Annotated in this window: 25 protein-coding genes and 1 pseudogene; 9 read left to right on the top strand and 17 right to left on the bottom strand. The window is 63.5% G+C overall.

The features are described 5' to 3' along the window. Window positions 1-13: 13 nt before the first annotated feature. Entirely contained in the window at window positions 14-1,027 is a 1,014-nt protein-coding gene (gene hemB, locus KCX70_RS02380) for a porphobilinogen synthase (RefSeq protein WP_212619168.1), read from the bottom strand. Between the two features lie 315 nt (window positions 1,028-1,342). On the opposite strand from hemB, the gene elbB reads away from it, so the two are divergent. Together elbB and KCX70_RS02370 are read left to right on the top strand one after the other, a co-directional pair. Next, complete coding sequence (elbB, locus tag KCX70_RS02375) at window positions 1,343-2,005, top strand: isoprenoid biosynthesis glyoxalase ElbB (protein ID WP_212619167.1); 663 nt, start codon at window positions 1,343-1,345, stop codon at window positions 2,003-2,005. Between the two features lie 155 nt (window positions 2,006-2,160). Further along, window positions 2,161-2,631: a thioesterase family protein gene (locus KCX70_RS02370; protein ID WP_102851595.1), complete on the top strand. Its 471-nt coding sequence runs from the start codon at window positions 2,161-2,163 to the stop codon at window positions 2,629-2,631. 22 nt (window positions 2,632-2,653) lie between these two features. Here the strand turns inward: KCX70_RS02370 and KCX70_RS02365 are convergent, their stop codons facing one another. The 5 genes from KCX70_RS02365 to KCX70_RS02345 are packed head-to-tail and all read right to left on the bottom strand — an operon-like array spanning window position 2,654 to window position 7,068. Next, window positions 2,654-3,115, bottom strand: coding sequence for a YaiI/YqxD family protein (locus tag KCX70_RS02365; protein ID WP_031310815.1), 462 nt, complete (start codon window positions 3,113-3,115; stop codon window positions 2,654-2,656). Window positions 3,116-3,129: 14 nt separating this feature from the next. Next, window positions 3,130-3,762 carry a LysE family transporter gene (locus KCX70_RS02360; protein WP_212619166.1) on the bottom strand — a complete coding sequence of 211 codons (633 nt, stop codon included), beginning with the start codon at window positions 3,760-3,762 and terminating at the stop codon, window positions 3,130-3,132. Window positions 3,763-3,809: 47 nt separating this feature from the next. Beyond that, complete coding sequence (locus tag KCX70_RS02355) at window positions 3,810-4,571, bottom strand: TerC family protein (protein WP_212619165.1); 762 nt, start codon at window positions 4,569-4,571, stop codon at window positions 3,810-3,812. 5 nt (window positions 4,572-4,576) lie between these two features. Beyond that, window positions 4,577-5,161, bottom strand: a complete 585-nt coding sequence (locus tag KCX70_RS02350; protein ID WP_212619164.1) for a mechanosensitive ion channel family protein — start codon at window positions 5,159-5,161, stop codon at window positions 4,577-4,579. Further along, a complete protein-coding gene (locus KCX70_RS02345; protein ID WP_212619163.1) occupies window positions 5,158-7,068 on the bottom strand; it encodes an ATP-binding cassette domain-containing protein in 1,911 nt (636 codons plus the stop codon). The genes KCX70_RS02350 and KCX70_RS02345 overlap by 4 nt, the downstream gene beginning before the upstream one ends. 61 nt (window positions 7,069-7,129) lie before the next feature. Here KCX70_RS02345 and KCX70_RS02340 point away from each other — a divergent pair, with 61 nt between their 5' ends. Next, a complete protein-coding gene (locus KCX70_RS02340) occupies window positions 7,130-7,615 on the top strand; it encodes a TIGR02444 family protein (RefSeq protein ID WP_243391787.1) in 486 nt (161 codons plus the stop codon). Here the strand turns inward: KCX70_RS02340 and KCX70_RS02335 are convergent. The 9 genes from KCX70_RS02335 to KCX70_RS02295 form a co-directional block, all read right to left on the bottom strand. After that, entirely contained in the window at window positions 7,591-8,337 is a 747-nt protein-coding gene (locus KCX70_RS02335; RefSeq protein WP_212619162.1) for an AlgP family protein, read from the bottom strand. The genes KCX70_RS02340 and KCX70_RS02335 overlap by 25 nt on opposite strands. 91 nt (window positions 8,338-8,428) lie before the next feature. Further along, window positions 8,429-8,893, bottom strand: coding sequence for a sigma D regulator (gene rsd / locus KCX70_RS02330; RefSeq protein ID WP_212619161.1), 465 nt, complete (start codon window positions 8,891-8,893; stop codon window positions 8,429-8,431). A 249-nt stretch (window positions 8,894-9,142) separates the two neighbouring features. Continuing rightward, window positions 9,143-9,634 (bottom strand): disulfide bond formation protein B, encoded by a 492-nt coding sequence (locus KCX70_RS02325; RefSeq protein ID WP_102851601.1) that lies wholly within the window; start codon window positions 9,632-9,634, stop codon window positions 9,143-9,145. A gap of 121 nt (window positions 9,635-9,755) precedes the next feature. Further along, window positions 9,756-10,979: a heme biosynthesis HemY N-terminal domain-containing protein gene (locus KCX70_RS02320; protein WP_212619160.1), complete on the bottom strand. Its 1,224-nt coding sequence runs from the start codon at window positions 10,977-10,979 to the stop codon at window positions 9,756-9,758. Next, window positions 10,976-12,232 (bottom strand): uroporphyrinogen-III C-methyltransferase, encoded by a 1,257-nt coding sequence (locus KCX70_RS02315; protein ID WP_392603258.1) that lies wholly within the window; start codon window positions 12,230-12,232, stop codon window positions 10,976-10,978. Before KCX70_RS02315 ends, KCX70_RS02320 begins: the two co-directional genes overlap by 4 nt. A gap of 16 nt (window positions 12,233-12,248) precedes the next feature. Next, window positions 12,249-13,019, bottom strand: a complete 771-nt coding sequence (locus KCX70_RS02310; protein ID WP_212619159.1) for a uroporphyrinogen-III synthase — start codon at window positions 13,017-13,019, stop codon at window positions 12,249-12,251. Next, a complete protein-coding gene (gene hemC, locus KCX70_RS02305) occupies window positions 13,016-13,954 on the bottom strand; it encodes a hydroxymethylbilane synthase (protein ID WP_102851604.1) in 939 nt (312 codons plus the stop codon). The genes KCX70_RS02310 and hemC overlap by 4 nt, the downstream gene beginning before the upstream one ends. 237 nt (window positions 13,955-14,191) lie before the next feature. Beyond that, window positions 14,192-14,938: a LytR/AlgR family response regulator transcription factor gene (locus KCX70_RS02300; RefSeq protein ID WP_102851606.1), complete on the bottom strand. Its 747-nt coding sequence runs from the start codon at window positions 14,936-14,938 to the stop codon at window positions 14,192-14,194. 20 nt (window positions 14,939-14,958) lie between these two features. Beyond that, window positions 14,959-16,017, bottom strand: coding sequence for a sensor histidine kinase (locus tag KCX70_RS02295; RefSeq protein WP_212619158.1), 1,059 nt, complete (start codon window positions 16,015-16,017; stop codon window positions 14,959-14,961). A gap of 341 nt (window positions 16,018-16,358) precedes the next feature. Here KCX70_RS02295 and argH point away from each other — a divergent pair, with 341 nt between their 5' ends. Together argH and KCX70_RS02285 are read left to right on the top strand one after the other, a co-directional pair. After that, window positions 16,359-17,753 carry an argininosuccinate lyase gene (argH, locus tag KCX70_RS02290; protein WP_212619157.1) on the top strand — a complete coding sequence of 465 codons (1,395 nt, stop codon included), beginning with the start codon at window positions 16,359-16,361 and terminating at the stop codon, window positions 17,751-17,753. Between the two features lie 119 nt (window positions 17,754-17,872). Beyond that, on the top strand, window positions 17,873-18,349 hold the full coding sequence (locus KCX70_RS02285; protein WP_212619156.1) for a GNAT family N-acetyltransferase: 477 nt from the start codon (window positions 17,873-17,875) through the stop codon (window positions 18,347-18,349). Between the two features lie 24 nt (window positions 18,350-18,373). Here the strand turns inward: KCX70_RS02285 and KCX70_RS02280 are convergent, their stop codons facing one another. Beyond that, complete coding sequence (locus KCX70_RS02280) at window positions 18,374-19,249, bottom strand: NAD(P)-dependent oxidoreductase (RefSeq protein ID WP_212619155.1); 876 nt, start codon at window positions 19,247-19,249, stop codon at window positions 18,374-18,376. 81 nt (window positions 19,250-19,330) lie between these two features. On the opposite strand from KCX70_RS02280, the gene KCX70_RS02275 reads away from it, so the two are divergent. Beyond that, a complete protein-coding gene (locus KCX70_RS02275) occupies window positions 19,331-19,858 on the top strand; it encodes a hypothetical protein (RefSeq protein ID WP_212619154.1) in 528 nt (175 codons plus the stop codon). Here KCX70_RS02275 and KCX70_RS02270 read toward each other — a convergent pair whose 3' ends face one another. Next, on the bottom strand, window positions 19,859-20,824 hold the full coding sequence (locus KCX70_RS02270) for a magnesium transporter CorA family protein (protein ID WP_102851612.1): 966 nt from the start codon (window positions 20,822-20,824) through the stop codon (window positions 19,859-19,861). 131 nt (window positions 20,825-20,955) lie between these two features. On the opposite strand from KCX70_RS02270, the pseudogene KCX70_RS02265 reads away from it, so the two are divergent. The 3 genes and pseudogenes from KCX70_RS02265 to KCX70_RS02255 all read left to right on the top strand — a co-directional run. Continuing rightward, window positions 20,956-21,237: pseudogene (locus KCX70_RS02265) on the top strand (hypothetical protein); the annotation flags it as partial. 76 nt (window positions 21,238-21,313) lie between these two features. Next, window positions 21,314-21,559 carry a TIGR02647 family protein gene (locus KCX70_RS02260; protein ID WP_102851614.1) on the top strand — a complete coding sequence of 82 codons (246 nt, stop codon included), beginning with the start codon at window positions 21,314-21,316 and terminating at the stop codon, window positions 21,557-21,559. 150 nt (window positions 21,560-21,709) lie between these two features. Beyond that, complete coding sequence (locus KCX70_RS02255; protein ID WP_212619152.1) at window positions 21,710-24,541, top strand: class I adenylate cyclase; 2,832 nt, start codon at window positions 21,710-21,712, stop codon at window positions 24,539-24,541. Window positions 24,542-24,554: the final 13 nt, after the last annotated feature.

The following is a 24,554-nucleotide window of genomic DNA, read 5'->3' as shown; positions in this document are numbered from 1 at the left end:
GCCTCGAAAGGGCTCACTGCCCCTGTTTCAATTGTTGTGCCGCCTGTTTGGCGAAATAGGTAAGGATGCCATCGGCGCCGGCGCGCTTGAAGGCGGTCAGCGATTCGAGTATCACCGCCTCGCTCAGCCAGCCGTTCTGGATGGCTGCCATGTGCATCGCGTATTCACCGCTGACCTGATAGACGAACGTCGGCACGCGAAAGGCATCTTTGACGCGCCAGAGGATATCCAGGTACGGCATCCCCGGTTTGACCATGACCATATCGGCGCCTTCGGACAGGTCCGCGCCGACTTCATGCAACGCCTCGTCACCGTTGGCCGGGTCCATCTGATAGGTGTTCTTGCTGCCCTTGCCCAGGTTCGCCGCCGACCCAACGGCATCGCGAAACGGGCCATAGTACGCACTGGCGTATTTGGCCGAGTAGGCCATGATCCGTACGTTATGGTGATCGGCCACCTCGAGCGCCTCGCGAATCGCCTGGATGCGCCCGTCCATCATGTCCGAAGGCGCAACGACCTGCGCCCCGGCCTCGGCATGAGACAGGGCCTGGCGCACCAGCGCATCGACGGTCACATCGTTCTGCACGTAGCCCTGTTCGTCGAGGATGCCGTCCTGGCCATGGGTAGTGAACGGGTCGAGCGCGACATCGGTGATGACGCCAAGCTCGGGAAAGCGTTCGCGCAGAGCTCGCGTGGCACGCTGAGCGATGCCGTCCGGATTCCAGGCTTCCGCCGCATCCAGCGACTTCTTCTCCAGCGGCGTGACGGGAAACAGCGCCAGCGCGGGAATACCCAGCGCCACCCACTCCTCGGCCTCTTGCAGCAGCAGATCGATCGACAGCCGTTCCACACCGGGCATCGAAGGCACCTGTTCGCGGCGATTCTCGCCGTCGAGGACGAACACCGGCAGGATCAGATCATCGACGGTCAGCCGGCATTCACGCACCAGGCGGCGCGAAAACTCATCGCGGCGATTACGACGCAGACGGGTGGCGGGAAACAACCGATTGGCTGGAACGAAACTCACAGTGAACTCCTGGCCCGCAGCACGGGCGAATATGACGTTTATAAGCCGACTTCGTGACCGAATGATGACAGCCTCGGTCGCATTGGCCACTGATGATGGTCATTGTCGCCACCCGGAGCGGGTACGGCCAGTGCTTTGATCGGCAAAACCCCGAACCCAAGCGGCCCGCCCTACGTCGCGACGCCTGAACACCTGGCGCGCTGACGTATCCAACCTACAGGCGCAGGCTTACCTTGCACCGCGCCAGGCATTAGCATCGGAGGCCTTCGCCCGGTGCGTTTGCCGAGCCGCTGAAATCTGACCAGGAGTACCCCTATGAACAAGAAGGTCGCCGTGATTCTTTCCGGCTGTGGCGTCTATGACGGCTCGGAAATCTACGAGACAGTGATCACGCTGCTGCGGCTGGACCAGCGTGGCGCCAAGGTCCAATGCTTCGCGCCGGACATCGAGCAACGACATGTGATTAATCATCTGAACGGCGAGCAGATGCAGGAAAGTCGCAATGTGCTCATCGAGTCCGCCCGCCTGGCCCGTGGTGAGATCAAGGACTTGCGCGAAGCCGACGTCGAAGCGTTCGACGCCCTGATCATGCCTGGCGGCTTTGGCGCCGCGAAGAACCTTTCCGACTTCGCCCTGCAAGGCGCGGGCTGCACCGTGCTTCCAGATGTGCTGTCGGTCGCGCAGGCCTTCGCCAAGGCAGGCAAGCCAGTCGGCATGATGTGCATCGCACCGACCATGGCGGCGCAGATATTCGGCCCCGGCGTGGTCTGCACGCTGGGCAACGATGATGACCCGGCAGCCGCCGCTTCGAGAGAGATGGGCGTCGAACACCACGCATGCGAGGTCAGCGAGATCGTCGAGGACTCCAGACATAAACTGGTGACCACCCCGGCCTACATGCTGGCGCAGTCGATCAGCGACGCGGCGTCGGGCATCTACAAGCTGGTCGATCGCGTATTGGAACTCACCCACCCGTAGCCAGGCGTATCCAGGACCAGAATCCCGAGCCCCCGGCTCGGGATTTTCCGTTCAGCCTGGGGCTATATGGCCAATCGTACCGGCGCTCCCGCCGCGCCTCTGGTCAACTCGCTCGCGCTCCGGCAGCGTTGGAGGATCTGCCAGGAAGCCCATCCATGCCTCTCTCCGAAACCGACCGCATCGCAGCGCAACACCAGGCCGTGCGCCAGCTCTTCGAGCGCATTCCGTTCAACGAATACCTTGGAATCGAACTCGACGAGGTGTCACGGGAGCGGGTAGTGATGCATCTGCCGATGAAGCCCGAACTGGTCGGCAACTTCTACCACGGCATCCTGCACGGCGGCGTGATCGCCTCGCTGCTCGATGTTGTCGGCGGAGCCACGGCGATGATCGGTGCTTTCGAAAAGCATCAGCATCTGAGCGCCGAGGAGCGTGCCTTGCGCCTCTCGCGTCTGGGCACCATCGATCTTCGAATCGACTACCTACGCCCGGGCCGCGGCAAGCGTTTCAGTGCCAACGCGACATTGCTGCGCTCCGGCAACAAGGTTGCGGTGGTTCGCTCCGAGCTGCATAACGAGGAGAACGTATTGATCGCGGTGGGCACTGGAACCTACCTCTGCGGCTAGCCGGCCCAATCGCGACGGCCGACTAACGCGCCCGGGTGCGCAGCAGTTGAGTCAGCAGGCGGTCCAGAGCATTGGCGAAGGCCTGGCGATCACGCTCGCCGTAGGCCGCCTGACCACCACCCACCTGCCCCTGTTCGCGCAGGTCGGTGAACAGATTGCGCACAGCCAGGCGATCGCCCATGTTGCGCTCGTCGAACTCCCGACCGCGCGGGTCGAGCGCAGCCACGCCCTTCTTGACCAGCCGATCGGCCAGCGGCACATCGCTGCAGATCACCAACTCGCCGGGCTGTGCGTGCTCGACCAGATAATCGTCCGCCGCGTCCGGACCGCTCGGCACCACGATCAACTGCACGCAGGCGAATGCTGGCTTGATCTGGCTCTGCCCGGCGACCAGCAGCACCTCGAACTTGCGCTTGAGAGCGAACTTGATCAGCTGCTCCTTCGCCGCCTTGGGGCAGGCATCGGCGTCTACCCACACCCGCAGCGCGCCTGGCGAGGTCATACCGCGGCCCGCCGCACCGTTGCCAGCAACGCCGCCGCACCGGCAAACATGGTGGCGAAGCTGCGATTGACCAGCCGCTGCTGCCGCGGCGTGCGCAGCAGGCGAAGAACCTTCGCCGCGAGCCCGGTATAACCGGCCATGACGATCAGGTCGACGACCACCATGGTGGTGCCCATCTGAAGATACTGGACGACCAGATCACCGTGCGGGTCGAGGAACTGCGGCAGCACCGCGAGAATGAAAACGATCGCCTTGGGATTGCTGGCGTTGACCAGGAAACCCCGGAACACCAAGGCCAGCGGCCGTCCGATCGGCCTCGGCCCGGCGCTGTCGTCGAGCATCGATGGCACGGCTTGCCACTGTTTCAGTGCGAGCCATAGCAGGTAGGCGACACCAAACCATTTGATCAGGCTGAACGCCAGCGACGAGGTCGCCAGTATCGCGCCGACGCCTGCCGCCACCACCGCAATCTGCAGCGCCAGCGCAATCTGCAGGCCGATTGCGTTCCAGTAGCCGCGCCAGAATCCATACTGAAGCCCACAGGACATCGAGGCGATCGCTCCGGCACCTGGCGACAGGCTGATGACCCAGCAGGCGATAAAGAAGGCAAGCCAAGTATCGAGCGTCATGGTTGATCCTCGCAGAGCCCCGGTAGACGCCGAGGCGGCCCTTAATGTCAGTCCGGCATATCCTTGCCCAGCTTGAGCGGCTCTTTCAGCTTGCGCTTCATCGCCTTGCGCATACGAATATTGAGCGCCTCGACCGCCAGCGAGAAGGCCATCGCGAAATACACATAACCCTTGGGTACATGCGCCCCGAAGGCTTCAGCGATCAGCAGGGTTCCCACCACGATCAGAAACGACAATGCCAGGATCTTCAGCGTCGGATGCCTCTCGATGAAATCGCTGATCGTGCCGGCCGCCAGCATCATCACCCCGACGGCGATGACGATGGCCGCGATCATCACCGGCACGTTGCTCACCAACCCCACCGCAGTGATCACCGAGTCCAGCGAGAAGACGATATCGATCACCGCGATCTGCAGAATGATACCGATGAAGCCGGCCTTGGCCGCTCCGCCAGCGGTACCGTCCTGCGCCTCTTCGCCTTCGACGCTATGCCAGATCTCCATGGTGCTCTTGAACAACAGGAACAGGCCGCCGAAGAACAGGATCAGGTCACGACCGGACACGCCGTGCTCGAACACCGTGAACAGGTTGTCGGTCAGGCGCATTACCCAGGCGATGGACAGCAGCAGCAATATCCGCGTCCCCATCGCCAGCGCCAGCCCGAAGAAACGCGCCCTGGGCTGCTGCTCCTTCGGCAGCCGGCCGACCAGAATGGAAATGAAGATGATGTTGTCGATACCGAGGACGATTTCCAGGGCGGTCAGGGTCAGAAACGCGACCCAGATTTCCGGATTGCTAAGCCATTCCATAAGGATTACTCGCGGTGGGAGCTGTGAATGTGAGATCGAATGTCCGTTCCGCGCCAGCGGCGCACTACCTTCTGAAAGAACAAGCTGTTGGGCACTTGGACCACTGCGGTAGCGCCGTCATCGTTACTTTCTTCAAGCGTGGTGTAGAGCAGATTGATGTCGATGACCCGGCCTTTGACGATGGGCTTGTCGAAACTTTCGACCAGCTCCACCAGATCGCCAACGCGGAAAGGCCCGACCGTCAGAATGAGCACCGCGCACAGCAGATTCGATAGCACGCTCCAGATGGCGAAGAAGGCGACCGCAGCCACCGCAACGAAACCGGAGAAGGCGGTCCAGAGCACCGCTGCCGAGACGCCGAAACGCTCGAGTACCATGATCAGCGCACCGCCGATGATCAGCCAACGGAAACCGCCCCTTAGCGGCAGCAACAGCTCGGGTGGCAGCGGGTAACGCTGGCCGAGCCGACCCAGCCCACGCACGACAAGCCGTTGCAGTATGAAGGCAGTGAGCAGTATCAGCACGACCTGCAGCGCTAGCAGGAGGGGGTCGCGCCATTGCTGGAGGAGTAACAGCATCGATTCGCTCATGCACTTGCCTCGAGCTGAGCCTGCAAGGTTTCCAGGGATTCCAGCGCCACCAGCCAGGACTCCTCCAGGTCGCCTTCGCGGGCCTTGAGCTCGGCCTGCCGGGCCAGCAGCTCACGCAGCTCTTCCTTGCGTGCCGCCTCATAGAGCGCGGCATCGCCGAGGCGTTGCTCCAGGACTGCCAATTGCTCCTGCACAGCCGCCAGATCCTTCTCCAGCTTGTCCGCTTGCCGCTTGAGCGGCGCCAGTTGCTGACGCAACGCGGCTGCGGCCTGCCGCATGGCGCGTTTGTCAGTCTTGTCGGCGGAGGACTCGGTTGCGCTGGCCGGCTGCTGATGGGCGCGGTAATCGATCAGCCAGCGCGCATAGTCCTCGAGGTCGCCGTCGAAGGCCACCACGCGCCCGTCGGCCACCAACAGGAACTCGTCGGTGGTGCTTTTGAGCAGATGGCGATCGTGCGAAACCACCATCACCGCACCTTCGAAATCCTGCAACGCCAGCGTCAGCGCCAGGCGCATCTCCAGATCCAGGTGGTTGGTGGGCTCGTCGAGCAGCAGCAGGTTGGGCTTACCCCAAGCGATCAAGGCCAGCGCCAGCCGTGCCTTCTCGCCGCCAGAGAAGCGCAGGACCGGCTCGTCACAGCGATTGCCGCGAAAATCGAAACCGCCCAGAAAGTCTCGCAGCACCTGCTCGCGCTCGCCTGGCGCGATGCGCTGCAGATGCAGCAGTGGGCTGGCCTTGGCGTCCAGCGCATCGAGCTGATGCTGGGCGAAATAGCCGATCACCAGGTTCTCGCCGCGCTGCAGCCGCCCGCCCAGGGGTTGCAGCTCGTTGGCCAGCGTCTTGATCAGTGTCGACTTGCCCGCCCCGTTGGGGCCGAGCAGACCGATCCGGGCGCCCGGCACCAGTTGCAGCTTGACCTGACTCAGGACCTGCTTTTCGGCATAACCGAGGCTTCCCTCGGCCAGATCCAGCAACGGGCTGGAGACCTTGTCCGCCTCGCGAAAAGCGAAGTCGAACGGCGAATCGATATGCGCCGGGGCCAACTCTTCGAGCCGCTCCAGCGCCTTGATCCGGCTCTGCGCCTGGCGTGCCTTGGAGGCTTTCGCCTTGAAGCGGCGGATAAAGTCCTCCATGTGCTCACGCTGCGCCTGCTGCTTCTCGAACGCCTGTTGCTGCTGCGCCAGACGCTCGGCACGCGCCCGTTCGAAAGCCGAATAGCCGCCGCGATAGAGCGTCAGCTTGCGCTGCTCGACATGCACCACGTGGCCAACCACCTCGTCGAGAAAATCGCGGTCGTGGGAGATCAGCATCAGGGTGCCCGGATAGCCCTTGAGCCAGGCCTCCAACCAGAGAATGGCGTCCAGATCGAGGTGGTTGGTGGGCTCGTCGAGCAGCAACAGATCCGAGGGGCACATCAGCGCTTGCGCAAGGTTCAGACGCATCCGCCAACCGCCGGAGAAGCTGGACACCGGCAGATCCATCTGCTCGTTTGCGAAGCCCAGACCGGCTAGCAGCTTGCGTGCGCGTGCATCGGCGGTGTAGCCGTCAGCGTTGTCCAGCTCGACATGCAAACGCGCCAGCGCGGTGCCGTCGTGCGCAGCCTCAGCGGCATGCAGTGCCGCCTGGACGCGACGAAGCTCGGCGTCACCATCGAGAACGTAATCGACGGCCAGGCGATCGAGCGTATCGACCTCCTGACGCATGTGGGCGATTCGCCAATCCGGAGGTATCTGGCAGTCGCCGCCGTCCGGCGTGAACTCCCCGAGCAGCAATGCGAACAGGCTGGATTTACCGGCGCCATTGGCACCAACCAGCCCGACCTTCTGGCCGGGGTGCAAGGTCAGCTCGGCGCCTTCCAGCAAACGCTGGGGGCCGCGCTGTAGAGTGAGGTTCTGAAGTCGGATCATAATGGCGGCGGAGTTTATCAGGTCGCCCGGAAATCCATCCGGCCACCGACGAAAAAAACCGATGCCCATGACCTCTGACGATCTCTGGCGCTTTGCCCTCGCCTGCTACGCCCAGCCCGGCGTAGAGCACGCCTGCCTCGAGCTGCAAGCCGCAGGCGCGGACGTCTGCCTGCTATTGGCCGCCGCCTGGCTGGAGCGCCGCAACGCGGCCTGTGACGAACAAAGGCTCGAGCGACTGAAAACAATCAGTAACGATTGGCAAGTTCAGGTGGTCGCGCCATTGCGCGCCCTGCGTCAGCATTGGCGACAGCAGGCCGCCAACGATGAAGAGCTGGCCGATTTGCGCATGCGGGTCAAACAGCTGGAACTGGATGCAGAGAAGGTACAACTCCGGCGCTTGCAATCCGCCGCACAGCACTGGTCGGCGGGAAGCGGATCACCCGCCTGGCTGGAGCCGCTGTGTGCCGATCTGCGCGGCGATACGCGCGTGGCGGTGCAGACGCTCCGCCACGCGGCTACGGCTCAGCCGGCGACCGGTGATGCTTGATCGGCCGCTTTGCCCTTGCTTGCTGACGGCTTCTTGGCGACGGCGGGCTTTGCCGCCAGTGCGGGCGCCGCGGCTGCTGCAGCCTTGGCAGTCGTTCTGGCTGGGCGGCGGCGCGCAGTGCCCGGTGCCTTGGCTACCGGCGTCTTCGCTTCGACAGCCTTGTCTTGCGTGACGCTGGCGTCTTTCTTGGCGGCGGGCTTGGCTCGGCTGGCGGCCGGGAGGGAGCCTGGAGCCGCCTTGCTGACGGCAGGCTTGTTTGCCGGAGCACGGGCGGTGCTGGAAGCCGGTTTACGACGATCCGCCGCACCGGCAGCAGGCTTACCGCGAGCAGCCAGGGCTTGGGCAGCGGCATTTTCCACCTGCGTGATGCCTTGGGCCAGCTTCAGGCTCTGCTCCGCATCACGCTTCAATTCGGCCAGATAACTCAGGGTGTCACTCTGTCTTGCCTGCAACACGGCAAGCATGTCATCCAGCTCGGCCAACTTGGCACGCGCCTTGGTCTGCACTTTCGATTTTCCGGCACTGCCTGCATCGTCGAGCTTGGCGCGCGCCTTGATGATCTTCTCCTGCGTCCTGCCACGCTGCTTTTCGAGCTTGGCCAGCGTCATTTCTGCGTCCTTCAGTGCCTCGTTGCAGGCTTCTTCCAGATGCGAGACCAGACTCTGGGACAGCTGCTGCAACAGGTGCAGCGGAGTGGTGACCGCGTTTTTCTTCGCTGGCATGAAACGCCCCCCTGGCGGAATGGATACAGCTCTGTTCGGCTTGCACAGGACCGCCACCGACAGCATGGCAGCCCGACGACAAAGACGCGAATCAGGCCGTCGCAGCGGCCTGCTTGTGCGCGGTGTGAAGGACCTCGATGAGGCAGTCCTCAAGCTCGAAACGCTCATGCAGCAACCGGCCCAGATGCTTGAGTTCATCCGGCAGCCCGGGGCTGTTCAGGCAGTCGCCCTTGTCGCAACGATCATTGAAGGCCACCGCCACCTGGGTGATTGCTTCGATGCGCGGATAGATCTGGCGGGCGAGCTCGAGACCGCGCTCGTCTCCGAACGCCTCGGCTTCATTGAGCAGTTGCTCGTAGATTTCGAAATGCCCGGCCGAGACATAGTCGAGCAGGATTTCACAAAATTTCTGCAAGGCGGAGCGACTCTCGGTAGTGTCGCTGACATGCAGCCCATCGAATGCGTTGATCAATGCATGGCGTTCTTGCAGCCAGCGGTCGATCAGCAGATGCACACCGCCCCAGCGTTCCTGGGCGTTTCGACAGCTCTCGAGCATGATGACCTCACTTCCCTAATCGATGATGCCTGTTGCGCCTTCCTAGACGGTTTTTGTCTTGGGATATCGGCCTTGGGTGAGTGGCAGCAATGGCACGAAAGCCGACGCTGCCAGAGCAGACTATGCTGCGGCGATCGAAGCATCAAGCAGCGAGATCGAAATTCGCCCCGCACGAGCCCGTGCCGCCGCTTCGTTCTGGATCATTGACCACCAACCGCAGCGATCATTCGTTCGCCCTGACAAAATGCCTCAATCGCGGCGCAGTATCTGCCACACGCAGAACACCACCATGGCGATGAACGCGAGCAAGGTCCACTCCGGAATGCTCATGCCCAGCAGCGTCCAGCTGACTTCGGCGCATTCGGCCGTGCCGTGAAGCACCAAGCGGGCGATCTCCTGGAACGGCAGCGCATCCATCATGTATTCGAGGCTGGGCAGGCAGCTTGGCAGCTGGTCGGCCGGCATGTTCTGCAACCAGATCTGGCGTATGGCCGTGCCACCGCCCGCGACCGCGAACAGTAACGCCAGGACCGAATAGACGCGGCGACCGGTTTTGCTCGGCCCATGCAGCGCGGCGACCAGGCAGACCAGCCCGAAGCCGATCACACAGATACGCTGGACGATACATAGCGGACAGGGCGCCAGCCCAACGACATGCTCGAGGTACAGCGCAGCGGCCATCATCAGCGCGCAGCCGATGAAAGCCAGAAAGAACAGCGAACGTGGGCTGGCGAGGTTCATGGTGACTCCGCAGAGAAGAAAAGTTCGCTACGGTAGTGCTGCGCGCGATGGGCTGCAAGCCATACGAAAGGTCGCTGCAGGCGCTACGGGATCGACGTCACGTCCCGTAGCGCCTGGACCGCTAGGCGTTGCTTACGACCGGCAGCGGCTGGCTGATGGGTTGATCGAGTAGCCCGAGGCCTTCCTGGAACAGCCGATTGCTGCGTTCCTTATCACCCAACTGCGACAGCAGGCGCGCCAGCTCGGCACAGGTCTCGGCCCGATGTTCCAGCCTCAGACTGGCTTCCAGGTAGTCGCGCGACTTGCCCCAGAACTCGTTGCGCAGGCTCAGGCGGCCAAGCGCAAGCAACAGTTGAGCGTTCTCGGGATGCGCCTTCAGCCAGCCCTCCGCATTTGCCAACTGGCGTGCCGGCTCACGCCCGCGAACGCGGCCGTAACGCTCGACCAGACGATCGTCGAACTGACGTTTGAGCGCGGCATACAGGACCTCCTCGGCCTTCTCCTCCGCGCCCGAACGCCCCAAGCCATCGGCATAGGCGCGTACCAGCAACGGCTCGCTGCGCAGTTTGCTGGGTACCGTTTGCCAGCATTGTTGCAGCGCCTGCTGCGTATCGTCACGGGTAGCAGCCTGCTCCAGCGCAGCGGTCCAGGCCAGCAACTCGAGCTCGTCCAGCCGCGCCGGTGGCAACACGCGATGTTTGCGCAGTTCCGGCAACAGCCGGCAGAGTGCGGGCCAGTCCTGCAACTGCACGTAGAGCTGCTGCAGCAGCGTCAATACATAGGGGTGGCGCGGATGCTCGTTGTGCAGCGCCGACAGCGACTCACGCGCCTCGACGTACTGGCCGCGTGCGATCTGCAACTGGGCCTGCGTCAGACCGACCGCCAGGCCGGCCTCGGGCTCGCGTTCGCGGGCCTTGCGCAGCAATTCGTCGCTTTGCTCGTATTCCCCCAGCTCGCTAGCCGCTCGCGCAGCGCCGAGGTAATGCACCAAGGGCTGGCGATCGTGCTCCGCGGCGGTGCGCAGATGACCGAGCGCCTGGCTCCATTGGCCTTCGGCCAGCTCCCGCAGCCCCGATCGGGAGGCCTTGGCCACACGCCGTGCGCGGTGCCGCCGCGACCAGGGATTGACCAACGCCCCGGAGGCATGCAGCAAGCCGAGCAACCGGTGAACCAGCATGCTCAGCAGCCAGAGACAGGCGACCAGCCCAAGGAAGATCCAGAAGCTGGACTCGTAGCGAAAGCGGTCATAACTGATCAGGACATAGCCGGCATCCTGGTAGACAGCCCAACCAAGAAAGCCGACGACCGCCAGCAGCAGGACGATGACAATGGCCAGCCGCTTCATGTGCGCAGCCCCTCTTCGGTAGACGGCTCGGTTTCGGCCGGCTGCTCAGCCTTGCCGTCCGGCTCAGCGCGGGAGCCATCGGCAGCGCTGGCGGGTGCGCCCTGATCGGCGGATTCGCGCGACTGCACATAGGCTTGCATGGCCTTCAGGGCGGGCGTCAGGTCCGGCAGGTTGACCGAAACCTGCTGCTTCGCGAGCTGTTCGATGCGATCGCGCAGGCCGCGGCTCTGACCGTTCTCTTCGCTGAAGTGGTCCTCGATCAAACGAGCAGCCTGATCGAGCGACTGCCGATAGACGTCCTGGTTGCCGTTGAGTACGGCCCACTGCGCCTGCTCGATGGCCAGCGACAAGGCCAACCGCAGCTGAGCGAGGCTCTGGCCGGCGAGCAAGGGTTTGACATCGCGACCTGCGTTGAAGTCGATACGTACGTAGCGCGTCAGTTCGTTCAGCCAACGGCGCCAGCTGCTTTCGTCTTGCGCATCCGGTTGGCCCGGACCGTTCTGGAACTCAGGTGCCAGACCATGGAGTTGGTTGGCCTGGCCGCGAAGCGCGCCCAGTTGCAGAAACAATCCGGTCCGATCCAGCTCCGGCAAACTGCGCAAGGCCTCGAGGCCCTCCAGCAGTTTCTGCCTGGATCCGTAGGCGCTCGGATCGTCCTGCTTGCGCAGGATCAGGTCGGCTTCGACAAGCAGCGATTTTGCGCTGTTCACGTCTTGCATGGCTGACAGACGCAGCATCGCCATCCGCAGGAGATGCTCGGCCTCAGCCAGTCGCCATTGCTCACGACTGGCGCCCAGCACCTGTTCGACCCGTCCCGCGAGTCGTTGCTGGTCGCTCTGCAGTTCGGACAAAAGGCGTCGCCGGTCTTCCAGCTGTTCGGCCGAGGGCAACTGTTCCAGGCGTCCGAGACGATTGGCCAGCTCCTGGCTGCGTTGGTCCACCTGGCGTGCCTGCTCGCGTGTCGCCTGTGTCGACTCGAGCTGTTGACGCTCCTGCTCGGTCAACTGCTGGGTTTGCCAAACGCTGTAACCGCCGGCCGCCAGCCCGGCCAAACCAACCAGCAGCGCCAGCCCGGCCAGTCCCTTGCCGCTGCCACGCGAGTCGGTCGTGGCCGCAACCGAAGCCTTCGGAGGCGGCATCTTCGGTGGCGCTTTGGAGTCTTTCGCAGTGCCTTGCGTGTTCGGCTTTTGCGGGCCGGCTGGCTCGTTTTCCTTGGGGTGCTGCGCTGCCTTATCGGATTCTACTTCGCTCACGTTTCCATCCTTTGCGTCAGGAGGCGGGCTCGGGATACTCCCGCAGAGCCGCCAGCAACGCCGCGGCTCCGGCACCGCGACAGTCCACTATTATTTTGGCGCCCAGGGTCGCGGCCATCTCGGCCACCCGAGGGCTGGGTACGAACAAGGGTAGTTCACACAGCGCCGGCCAGTCGGGTCCAGCCAACTCATGCAATGACTGCAAACCCTGCCCACTGCTGACCACCACCGCGTTCAGCCGTTCCGAGCGTAGCGTCTCGACCAGCGTTCCCGAGGGGTATTGGGGCAGATAACGGCGGTAGAGCGCCAGGCTTTCGACCTGGGCGCCGCGCTGGCGAAGTGTCTCAGCGATCAGCTCGCGCCCGCCTTCGCCACGCAACAGCAATACCCTGGGCGTCGGTACGTCGAGCGCCTCGGCGAGGCGTGGCAACGCCAGCAGCGCCTCGCTATCGTCACCGGCAGCCGGCCAACTGACATCCAGGCCGTAGCTTTTCAAAATCATGCCCGTCGCGGCACCAACACTGAACCAGGCCTGGCCGGCAGGGGGTTGCGGCCGGTGACGCGCCAGCAGTTCCAGCCCCAATCTGGCGGCAGGCTTGCTGACGACCACCACCGCGCAGTAACGGTGCAGCTCAAGCATCGTCGCGCGTTGCTCGGTCGTTTCAGCAAGGGGTTCGATAGCGAGCAATGGCAGGCTGGCGCTGTGGACGTTCGCCTCGGCAAGCGCCGCAGCCAGAGCGCCACACTCTTCAGACGGACGCGTCAGCAGCAGACGCCAGCCACTCACGCCTTACCGGCCTCGCCATAGACATCCTGGAGGATCCTGGCGGCGCCTTGCGCCAGCAATGCATCCGCGACGCGCACGCCGAGCGTTTCTGCTTCGCTGGCCGGCGCACGGTCATCGGCACGCAGCAACAGCGACCCGTCAGGCTGCCCGACCAACCCGCGCAGCCACAGCTGATCGTCTTCGAGGACCGCATAGCAGGCAATCGGCACCTGACAGCCGCCGTTCAGGTGGCGGTTCAGCGCACGCTCGGCACTGACTCGCACTGCCGTTTGCGGATCGTTCATGCATTGCAGCAACTGGTGCAGTTCGCTATCAGCGGTCCGGCATTCGATACCTACGGCGCCCTGCCCCCCTGCCGGCAGGCTTTCCTCGACGCTGATGCTAGAACGGATGCGCTCGCCGAAGCCAAGCCGGATCAGCCCGGCGGCGGCGAGGATGATCGCGTCGTAGTCGCCGGCGTCGAGCTTGGCCAGCCGCGTGTTGACGTTGCCGCGCAGGAACTGGATTTTCAGATCCGGCCGACGTGCCAGCAACTGGGCCTGGCGGCGCAGACTGGACGTACCGACCACCGCTCCGGCCGGCAATGCGTCGAGCGTCGGGTATTGGTTGGAAACGAAAGCATCGCGCGGATCTTCCCGCTCGCAGATGCAATACAGGCCGAGTCCTTCGGGGAACTCCATCGGCACGTCCTTCATGGAATGCACGGCGATGTCCGCCTCGCGCTCGAGCAACGCGGTTTCCAGTTCCTTGACGAACAAACCTTTGCCACCGATCTTGGCCAGCGGTGCATCGAGCAGCTTGTCACCACGACTGACCATCGGCACCAGACTGACCGTCACTTCGGGATGTGCGGCTTCCAGGCGCGCCTTGACGTATTCGGCCTGCCACAGGGCCAGGGCACTCTTGCGGGTGGCGATGCGAATTTCGCGGGACATGAGCAAATCCAGACAAATGAACTGCCGGCGATGATAACAGGCCGGGCACCGCGATCGGGTTGGCGCGAATCAAGGAAAGCGGCTTCAGGCTTCAGGCTTCAGGCTTCAGGCTTCAGGCTTCAGGCTTCAGGCTTCAGGCTTCAGGCTTCAGGCTTCTCAGTGTACGCGGCGGCGCCAAAGCAACGTCAAACGCTCTATCCGCCTGCCGCCTGTCGCCGTTTCTGCCTGCCGCCTCTTTTAAAGATTCTGCATCAACTTGCGGACCCCGGCCACATGCCGCCGGCTCACTGTCAGCGGTTCGCCCTCGAGCCCCTTGAGGAACAATTGAAAATGGCCCAGCGGGGTGCGCTGCAGCCGCTCGATGCGGTCGCGATACACCAGCGCATTGCGATGGATACGCACGAAACGGTCGCCGAATTCGTCTTCCAGGGCCTTGAGCGGCTCATCCAGCAGCACCTCACCCCCCTCGTGACGCAGGGTGACGTACTTGTGGTCGGCGATGAAATAGATGACCTGGGGCAGCGGGATCAGCTCGATGCCCTTGCGGGTCCGGGCACTGATATGGCTGCGCGGCCCGGTCCCGGAAACCGCCGCGGGACGAGTCAGCGCAGCAAGCTGTACGCGATTCGGGCGCTCGGCTTTCTTCAAAGCCTCGGCCAGGTGCTCGGGACGCACTGGTTTGACCAGGTAACCCACAGCACTGACCTGGAACGCATCCAGTGCAAATTCATCGTGGGCGGTGCAAAAGATCACGGCTGGGGGCGCATCGCGCTCGCACAGCTTGGCAGCGACCTGAAGACCATCGAGGCCTGGCATACGGATATCCAGCAACACGATATCGGGACGCTGCTCCTCGATCAGGGACAGCGCCTCCTCGCCGTTGGAGGCGGAAGGTTCCAGGACACGATAGCCGTCAAGATCACCTACCAGTCGGCTGAGGCGCTCGCGGGCTAGAGGTTCGTCATCGACAATCAGCACATTCATATAGTTCTGGCTTCCTGCTTCTATGTCGCACACGGATAGCGTAGACAGGTGTAGTAACGGGCGTTATGCCGCTTCACGCTGAGACTCGCTGCGGGACCGAAAAGTGCCGTTAGTCGTGCGTCTATATTGTGCAGCGCCTGCTGTGTGCCCCGTGGAGAAAGCGTTTGAGCGCTTTCGTCGAAAGGGTTGCTGACCTCCAGATGAAACACCCCATCGGCATAATGCGCGGCCACGCTGATCACGCCACCCTCGATCCGCGGCTGGATTCCATGGATAAGCGCATTTTCCAGCAAGGGCTGCAAGGTCAGCTGAGGAATCGGCAGGTCATCCGGGACATTATCGACCTGCCACTCGACCTGTAGCCGTTCGCCCAGCCGGTAATGTTCGATCGACAGGTAGCGACGCGACAGGTCCAGCTCGTCACGCCAGGACACCAGGCTACCGGGACGCGCCAGACTGGCACGGAACAGGTCGGACAGATCCAGCACCGCCTGCTCGGCCTTGATCGGATCGGTCACCACCAGGCTGGCAATGCTGTTGAGACTGTTGAACAGGAAATGCGGGCGAATACGTGCCTGCAACGACTCGATGCGTGCCTTCAGCTCCGCCTGCTCCTGACGTCGCCACTGGCTTTGCAGGTAGAAATAGCGCAGCAACAGGCCCGACATGATCAGGCTGATCAGCGCATGCCGCAGGTACAGATTGACCTCGCCGACCCGCGTCAATGGCCCGCCCAGCTGGTAGATATCGGCCACCGCGGTGCAGGCCAGCGTCAGCCCGACCACCATTGCGCAGCAGACCAGGCCGGCCAGCCAGGGCTTAAGCCGCGCCAACAGCGGACGCAGCTGGCAGGTCAGCCCTGCCGAAAGCAGCATCACCCACTGGACGAACAAGGACGTCAGCGCCAGGCGCATCCAGTTGAAACCGGGCTGCATCGGTTCCGCCAGCACCAGTACCAGCACCAGCAACTCGGCGAGCAGCACCAGGCCGAGCAGCGCCTCCGGCTGGCACAGCTCCGGCACGAAGAAGTCGTCGGCAGGCGTCGCGGGGCGCGTGCGATTGTTCGTTTCTCTTGGCATGGATTGACTGTCGCGCCCCCGAACGGAAGACCGGATTAATTCAACGGGCCGGCGATGCCGCCCAAAGGCGTCAGTCTATCGGTTCGGCGCCGGATCGAGATGAGCAACGGTCGCCACTTCGCTACCCCGCACCCCGTGCGGATGTTTCGCCTGGTGCCCGCCCCTGCCAACCAGCTTATCCCGGGCAAAGCCGAACGCTCGTGTCGCAGCAAGCATAGCCAACAGGCACAAAGCCGGGTGGCGACACGCGTGCAAGTCCTCACGGACGAGCGCGGACGGGGGGCGCAAGCCTGTTATTATCCGCACTCCATTTTGTCCATCCGATTTCTGCGAGCGCATTCATGAGCACCGACAAGACCAACCAGTCCTGGGGCGGCCGTTTCAGCGAGCCCGTCGACGCCTTCGTCGCCCGATTCACCGCCTCCGTCGAGTTCGACAAGCGCCTCTACCGTCACGACATCATGGGCTCGATCGCCCACGCCACCATGCTGGAAAAAGCCGGCGTGCTGAATGCAGACGAACGTGAGCAGATCATCGCCAATCTGAAGGATATCCAGAGCGAAATTGAAGCCGGCACCTTCGACTGGCGCGTCGATCTGGAAGACGTGCACATGAACATCGAAGCGCGCCTGACCGACCGCATCGGCGTCACAGGCAAGAAGCTGCATACCGGTCGCTCGCGCAACGATCAGGTCGCCACCGACATCCGCCTGTGGCTGCGCGACGAGATCGACACCATCCTCGGCGAGATCACCCGCCTGCAACAGGGCCTACTGGGGTTGGCCGAGACGGAAGCGGACACCATCATGCCTGGCTTCACCCATCTGCAGACCGCGCAGCCGGTCACCTTCGGCCATCACCTGCTGGCCTGGTTCGAGATGCTCAGCCGTGACTATGAGCGCCTGGTCGACTGCCGCAAGCGCACCAACCGCATGCCGCTGGGCTCGGCCGCGCTGGCCGGCACCACCTATCCGATCCAACGCGAGATCACCTGCGAACTGCTGGGCTTCGAAGCCATCTCCGGCAACTCGCTGGATGGCGTCTCGGATCGCGACTTCGCCATCGAATTCTGCGCCGCCGCCTCGGTGGCGATGATGCACCTGTCGCGCTTCTCCGAAGAGCTGGTGCTCTGGACCAGCGCGCAGTTCCAGTTCATCGATCTGCCGGACCGCTTCTGCACCGGCTCCTCGATCATGCCGCAGAAAAAGAACCCCGACGTGCCGGAGCTGGTGCGCGGCAAGACCGGTCGCGTGTTTGGCGCACTGAGCGGCCTGCTGGTGCTGATGAAGGGCCAGCCGCTCGCCTACAACAAGGACAACCAGGAGGACAAGGAACCGCTGTTCGACGCCGCCGACACGCTGCGCGACTCGCTGCGCGCCTTTGCCGACATGGTGCCGGCGATCAAGCCCAAACGCGAAATCATGCGCGAAGCCGCATTGCGCGGCTTCTCCACTGCAACGGATCTGGCCGACTACCTGGTGCGCAAGGGGCTGCCGTTCCGCGACTGCCATGAGATCGTCGGCCATGCGGTGAAATATGGAGTGCAAACCGGCAAGGACCTGGCCGAGATGAGCCTCGAGGAACTACGCCAGTTCAGCGACCAGATCGACGACGACGTCTTCGCCGTGCTGACCTTGGAAGGCTCGGTGAATGCGCGTGACCATATCGGCGGCACCGCACCGAATCAGGTCCGCGCTGCCGTCCAGCGCGGCCGCGAGCTGCTGGCGAGCCGCTAACAGCGTTGCGTACTCCCCTTATGGGAGCTGTGGGAACAGTCTTGACCGCGAAGAGGTGCACAGGCACGTTCGCGGTCGAGACCGCTCCCACGGCGCCGGTGACCTTTTTTGGAGCCCTCATGTCCCTGACCATCCGCCCCGCCACACGCGATGACGCCGCGTTGATCCTGCGCTTCATCACCGATCTTGCGATCTACGAAAAAGCCGAGCACGAGGTCAAGACCGACGCCGCCGGCATCGAGAACAGCCTGTTCGCCGACGACAGCACCGCTCACGGGCTGATCTGCGAGCGCGGCGGCGAGCCGATCGGCTATGCGGTGTACTTCTTCAACTACTCGACCTGGCTGGGCCGCAACGGCCTGTACCTGGAAGATCTCTATGTGACGCCCGAGGCGCGCGGCACCGGCGCCGGCAAAGCGCTGCTCAAGTACCTGGCGCGCATTGCCGTGAGCAAGGGCTGTGGGCGCTTCGAATGGGCAGTACTCGACTGGAACGAGCCGGCCATCCAGTTCTACCGCTCGCTAGGCGCATTGCCGCAGGACGAATGGACGACCTTCCGCGTGGCTGGCGCGGCGCTGCAGGCGCTCGCCGAGTAGCCTTGCCCCGAGCGCATTGCCCGACTATGCCTGTCCTGCGCGCTTGAAGGCGCGGCCGCCCAATGCCGACCAGTCCTTGTCGCCCTCGCCCTGCGCCACTGCCTCGAGCAGGTTGTCGCGCAGCACGCTGGCGAAGGGCAGCGGCACCTGCCGTGCCTCGCCGGCCGCCAGCGCGAGTCGGACGTCCTTGAGCCCGAGCGTGAGCTTGAATGCCGCCGGTTCGAAACGCCGTTCGGCGATCATCGCGCCGTAGTTCTTGTACGCCGGCGCTGCGAACAGCGTGCTGGTCATGATGTTCAGCAACTCGCCCGCCTCGACCCCATATCCCTGCGCCAGCGCAGCCGCCTCGCCCATGGTCTCGATGGCGCTGGCAAGCATGAAATTGCCGGCGATCTTGACCACATGCGCGCGCCGCGGATCACTGCCGAGTGGCCAGATGGCTTGTCCCATCACCTCCAACAACGGCCGTACACGGTCTATCTCTTCTTCCGGGCCGGCGGCCAGTATGTTCAGCTTGCCGGCGGCGGCCACATCGGCTCGGCCGAACACCGGCGCGGCGATGTAACTCACCCCAGCCTCGACGTGGCGCGCCAGCAACTCGTCGACAAAGGCGACTGATAGCGTGGCCATGCTCAGATGGATCAAGCCCGGGCGAGCCGACGCCAGCGCCCCGCTGTCGAGCAATACCGTACGGGTCACCGCATCGTCGGCCAGCATGCTCACCAGCACCTCGGCATCCAGCGCTTCGGCGGGCTCCTCGGCCGCCCTTGCTCCAAGCCCGATCAACCTGTCCACCGGCGCCCGCGAGCGGTTCCAGACCATCAGCTCGTGACCCGCCCGTACCAGGTTCGCCGCCATACCTTCACCCATCGCACCCAGCCCGATAAAACCTACTCGCATGAACGCCTCCTCTGTGGCCGGCTTGCCGGCCTCATCGGACCTGTGGACGCCTACATATGAGACGTTTTGCAGAGCCTTAGCATGCCCGACCTGAAAACCCTACTCCTGAATCAGGACACCCAGGGCGCCGAAGTCTTCGACTCGCCCAAGGAGCGGCTGAATTTCTATCGATCGGAAATCCATTTCGAATCGACCCTCCTGGCCAGCCGCACCAGCGGCTATCTGTCTTCCCAGTCGTTTCTGATCATTGCCTTCGCGTCTTCAATGGCCAACACCAACCAGGACTGGGGCAGCCTGTTTCGGCTGGTCGTGCCGACGGTGCTGGCGATGCTCGGGCTGATCACCTCCGTACATGCGATACCGGGCATCCGCGCCAGCTACGACATCATCGAGCGCTGGCATCACAAGCAGGGCGAGCTGCTGCAAACCGAGGGACAGGTCGGTCTGCTGCCCAACCGCGACTCGGCATTATTCGGCGAAGGCAACAGCCCGGCCGGCGGCGAACGTTACAAGCGCACGCTGATGTTTTCCCTGCGCACGCCAATCATCTTCGGCAGCGTCTGGGCGCTGCTCGGCGTGTTTTGCGTGATCCTGTTCTTCTACGGCTGATCACAGCCAGTCGCGAAACTTGAACCAGGCGTAGGGGATGATCGCCGAGACCACCATCATGCCCAGCGCCATCGGATAGCCGAACGACCAGCCGAGCTCCGGCATGTGCTCGAAGTTCATGCCATATACCGTACCCACCAGGGTGGGCGGCAGAAACAGCACGGCGGCGATGGAGAACACCTTGATGATGGCGTTCTGCTCGATGTTGATCAGCCCCAGCGTGGCGTCGAGCAGGAAAGCGATATCACCAAGCAGCCGCGCCTGGTGCTCGCCCAGCGAACGCACGTCGCGCTCCAAGGCCTTGAGCAGGCCCTTGGCAACGCCCTGCTTGGGTTCGCCGGCATGCAGCCGGTAGAAGGCGATCAAGCGATTCGCGCTGAATAGGCTTTCGCCCAGTTGCGACAGCAACGAGCGGTGTTGCCCGAGCTGCTGAATGATCTGTTGCAGGTCGCGGCGATGCTCCTTGCGCTCATCGAATATGCGCCGGGACAGCGTCTGCAGTTCGGCCTGGACGCTTTCCAGCACATCGGCGATTCGATCGACCACCGCGTCGGCCAACGCGAGGAAGACCTGGTGGCTGGACGAATAGGTCGATGGCTGTCGCAAGCGCTTGGCTTCGAACTGGCGAAAGGCACTGAGCTCACTGTAGCGAACCGTCACCAGCCGCCGCTTGGTCAGGACGAAGGTCACCTCCGCGTTCTCCGGGCGACGGTCGGCAATCCCCATCACCACGGTCGTGGTCATGAAAATAGCCCCGTCCTCATCGTAGAACCGCGACGAATCCTCGATCTCCGCCAGTTCCTCGCGGGTCGGGATGTCCAGCCCCAGCTCCGCTTCGATGAAACGTTCTTCCTGCAGATCGGGCGACAGCAGGTCGACCCATAGCACGTTTTCCGGCAACGCCTGCGTGGTCTGCGCAACGCGTCGCACCAACACGCCGTTTTCAAGGCAGTACAGAGTAATCATTGCTGTCGTCGCGCTCTTGATAGTCCATAGTAGAAATAGAAACCGCCGCAAGCGAAGCGTTCGGACAGCCGTCGTTGCCAGCGCCAGCTTGCCGGGACTCGCCGAAACAGGCCATCGAGTTTTTTCCTGACGAGAACCACCCCATGAACGACGCCATTTCCGAAGACGACGAGACGTTCGCCGAAGAAACCCTGATCCAGGCGATCGAAAACCAGCTTGAGGCCGGCGAACCCGCCGCCGCGCAGGCAACCCTGAACAAGCTCACGCTGGTCGGCTACGAGCGCGACGAAATCGTCAAGCTGATGGCCCTGGTGCTGGCTGACGAGATTCGCCAGATGCTCGAGCAGGATCGGTCCTTCGACAGCGAACGCTACGAAGCGATGCTGCGCAACCTTCCCGATCTACCGCAATAGCTTCGGCCACGGCAGGCGCTTGCGCAGCATCTACACTTCGCAGACAGGGCCAAGGCCCACCACCCGAGGAGCAGACATGTCATACACCCCAGAATTGGTAGCCGAGCTGGAAATCCTCAGCCTGTTCAGCCTCGACAACGCCCTTGAAGGCTTGAAGGTGCACAAGGATGCCGGCCAAGCAGCGGTCGCCGCTGCGCAGCGCTTGTACGCCAAAGGCCTGACCAGTCAACCCGACGGCGGCTATCTGACCAGCCTCGGCCGCGACGCTGCCGAGCATGCGCAAGGCCTGCTGACCATCCTTTCGGAAACGGCCCCGGCCTGATACCACCTACACACGCCCGAAACGTGCAGCTGCACGGCCCGCCGACAGCAGCTGCCCTGCGTTTTTGCTTCCGGCTTGCGCCATGTTATTTTTTACCGCTGCCTCGACCATCAGGGCGGACACCCCAACCGTTTGCCTGCGAATGCCTGCATGACCCGCCACCAGGAAATCCGCCCCACGCTCGAAGAAGGCATAGACCGCAAGGAGCTCGGTACGCTCCGTGACCGCTTCCTGACGGTCAACGCCGGTCGCCTGGAGCGCACTCGGCAGATCATGTCGCCACGCCAGCAGGCGGTGCTCAAACTGTTGCCACTCCTGTTCCACGTCAACCATCCGATCCTGCCGGGTTATGTATCAGGCACCACGCCGGCCGGCCTGGCCGGGTTCGAGCCGGATGCCGAGACCCTCGCTGAAGCCCAACGCCTGAGCCGCTCGTTCGCCTACAAGCCCCTGCGCGGCAAGCCATCACAGCCGATCCTGGGCCTGTACCTGATGGGCAGCCTGGGCACGGTCGCGCAGGGTGAGCAGAGCGATCTGGACGTCTGGGTCTGTCATGACCCGGACCTGCCGCCCGCGCGGCTCGACGAACTTCAACGCAAAGGCGAGCAGCTGCAGGCCTGGGCGGCGACCCAGGGCTGCGAGGCGCACTTCTTCCTGATCGACCCGGTGCGCTTCGCCCAGGGCGCGCGCGAAGCGCAACTGACCTCCGATGACTGCGGCACCACCCAGCACTATCTGCTGCTCGACGAGTTCTATCGCACCGCCATCTGGCTCGGCGGTCGCACGCCGGTGTGGTGGCTGGTGCCCGCGTATGAGGAGCATCGCTACCAGCACTACGTGCGTACGCTGCTGGACAAGCGCTTCATACGCAGCGAAGAGGTGCTGGACCTCGGCAGCCTTGGCGACATTCCACCGGGCGAATACCTGGGCGCAGGCCTGTGGCAGCTGTACAAGGCCCTCGAGTCGCCCTACAAGTCACTGTTCAAGCTGCTGCTGGTCGAGGTCTATGCCAGCGAACACCCGCAGGTGCGCTGCCTCGGCCTCGACTTCAAACAAGCGGTGTACGCCAATCACCTGGTGCTCGATGAGCTGGACCCCTACATCGTCGCGTACCGCCGGATAGAAACCTACCTCCTCGCCCGTGGCGATCAGGAACGCCTGGCGCTGTTGCGGCGCTGCCTGTATCTGAAAATCGACAAGCCGCTGAGCCGCCCTGTGACCGGTCGCAGCAAGGGCTGGAAGCGGCAGCTGCTCGAGCGTCTCACCCATGACTGGGGCTGGGACGAGCGCCAGTTTGCCCAGCTCGACGGTCGCAGCCAGTGGAAGACTCGCCAGGTCGACCAGGAGCGCCGGGCGCTGGTCAACGAACTGACCTACGCCTATCGATTTCTCAGCGAGTTCGCGCGCCGCCTGCAGATCACCAGCAGCATCAACGGCCGCGATTTCGGTGTGCTCGGTCGCCGTCTGCACGCTGCCATCGAGCGCAAGGCGGGCAAGATCGAGGCGATCAACCTGGGCATCTCCCCGGACATGGCCGAGCACAGCCTGACGCTGGTGCAGGGCTACGACGCGGCAGGCGATGTCTCCTGGTCGCTCTATGAGGGCAACCTGAACGCCCGCGAAGTCACCCACTTCTCTCCACTGAAACGCTCGCGTGAGCTGATCCCGCTGCTCGGCTGGTGCCATCGCAACGGCGTGGTCGACAGTGCTACGCATGTGGCGCTTCACCCTGGCGACAGCGGATTGAGCGAGGCCGAAGTGTTCGCCCTGCTGACCGACCTGCGCCAGGTCTTTCCCATGCCGCCACCTACCGTGACGGAGGATGCGCTGCTGACCGCGGCGGTGCCGGCCCAGGTGCTGTTGTTGGTGAACATCGGGCTCGACCCGTTCAGCGCCGAACATCCGCTGTCGCTCGATGAGCGCAACGACCCCTTCGGCTATGGCGCGGCGCGCGAGAACCTCGTGCTGAGCATCGACCGACTCACACTGAACAGCTGGAACGAGCTGATCGCCAATCGCTACGAAGGCGCCTCGGCATTGCCTGATTGCCTGCGTGACTACCTCGACGAGCTGCCCGCGCGCGGCATACGCCCCAGACTGCAGGTGCGCTGCTTCTGCCGCCACTCCGGGCTGGCCATCGCGCGGCGGGTGGAAACGCTCTTCAATGATGCCCAGACCGTCCTCGACGAGGCGAGCGACAGCCGTTACCTGCTGCAGGTGCGCCAGCACTTTCATCTCTTCGAGCTGACCCCGGGCAACGTCCTGCAGACGAAGCTCAGCGATCTGCCGGCCCTGGTCGACCACCTGGGCGAGGCGCACCAGCGGGATCGCCCGGTACGGGTGGATCGGCATGCCTTGGAGGGCCTGGATCTGGCGCTGATCCTGGCGCAGGCGAGAGCACAATGTCTGCAGGTGTTCTATCGCATCCAGGGGGTGGTCGCGGAGCTGACGGTGCTGGACGAATTCAACGCTCTGTGGCGTCAGCAAGTGCCCTATCGCGACGAGCAGAGCCTGCTGACGCCGTTGCTACGCTTCCTGCAATCGGTGAGCTATCGTCGCGCCACCGAGCTACCGTTCGAGCAAAGCCGTCTGGCGGCCATGGACATCCTCTTCTATCGACTACAGCAGCCGTCGCCGGACCGTCCGCTGACCGTCGAGCGCAGGGCGGCGCCACGCGAAGAAGCCAGCGATCCGTTCTACGACATCCAGGCGATCATCGAACCCAGCGAAAAAGGCCGTTCGCAGGTAACGCTGTATTGCAACCATCAGGAATTTTCCAGCCTGGAATACGGCGCCGGGCTATTCGCCGCGGTGGCCCGCTATATCCTCGCCCAGCGTAGCGGCGGCGAGCGCTATCCCTGCTACATCACGGACCTCGACCTGTCCGGTCTGCACGGCGGGGGCAAGACCCAGACCGTGCAGCATTTGCGCTACAAGGCGCACCTCGAGGCAGCGCTCAATCAGGCGCTGGCCGCCATCTGAGGGTGTGGCGGGA

This window comes from Stutzerimonas stutzeri (assembly GCF_018138085.1).
In the GTDB taxonomy this organism is placed as follows: Bacteria; Pseudomonadota; Gammaproteobacteria; order Pseudomonadales; family Pseudomonadaceae; genus Stutzerimonas; species Stutzerimonas stutzeri_AI.
This window is presented reverse-complemented; position numbering and strand designations above follow the sequence as displayed.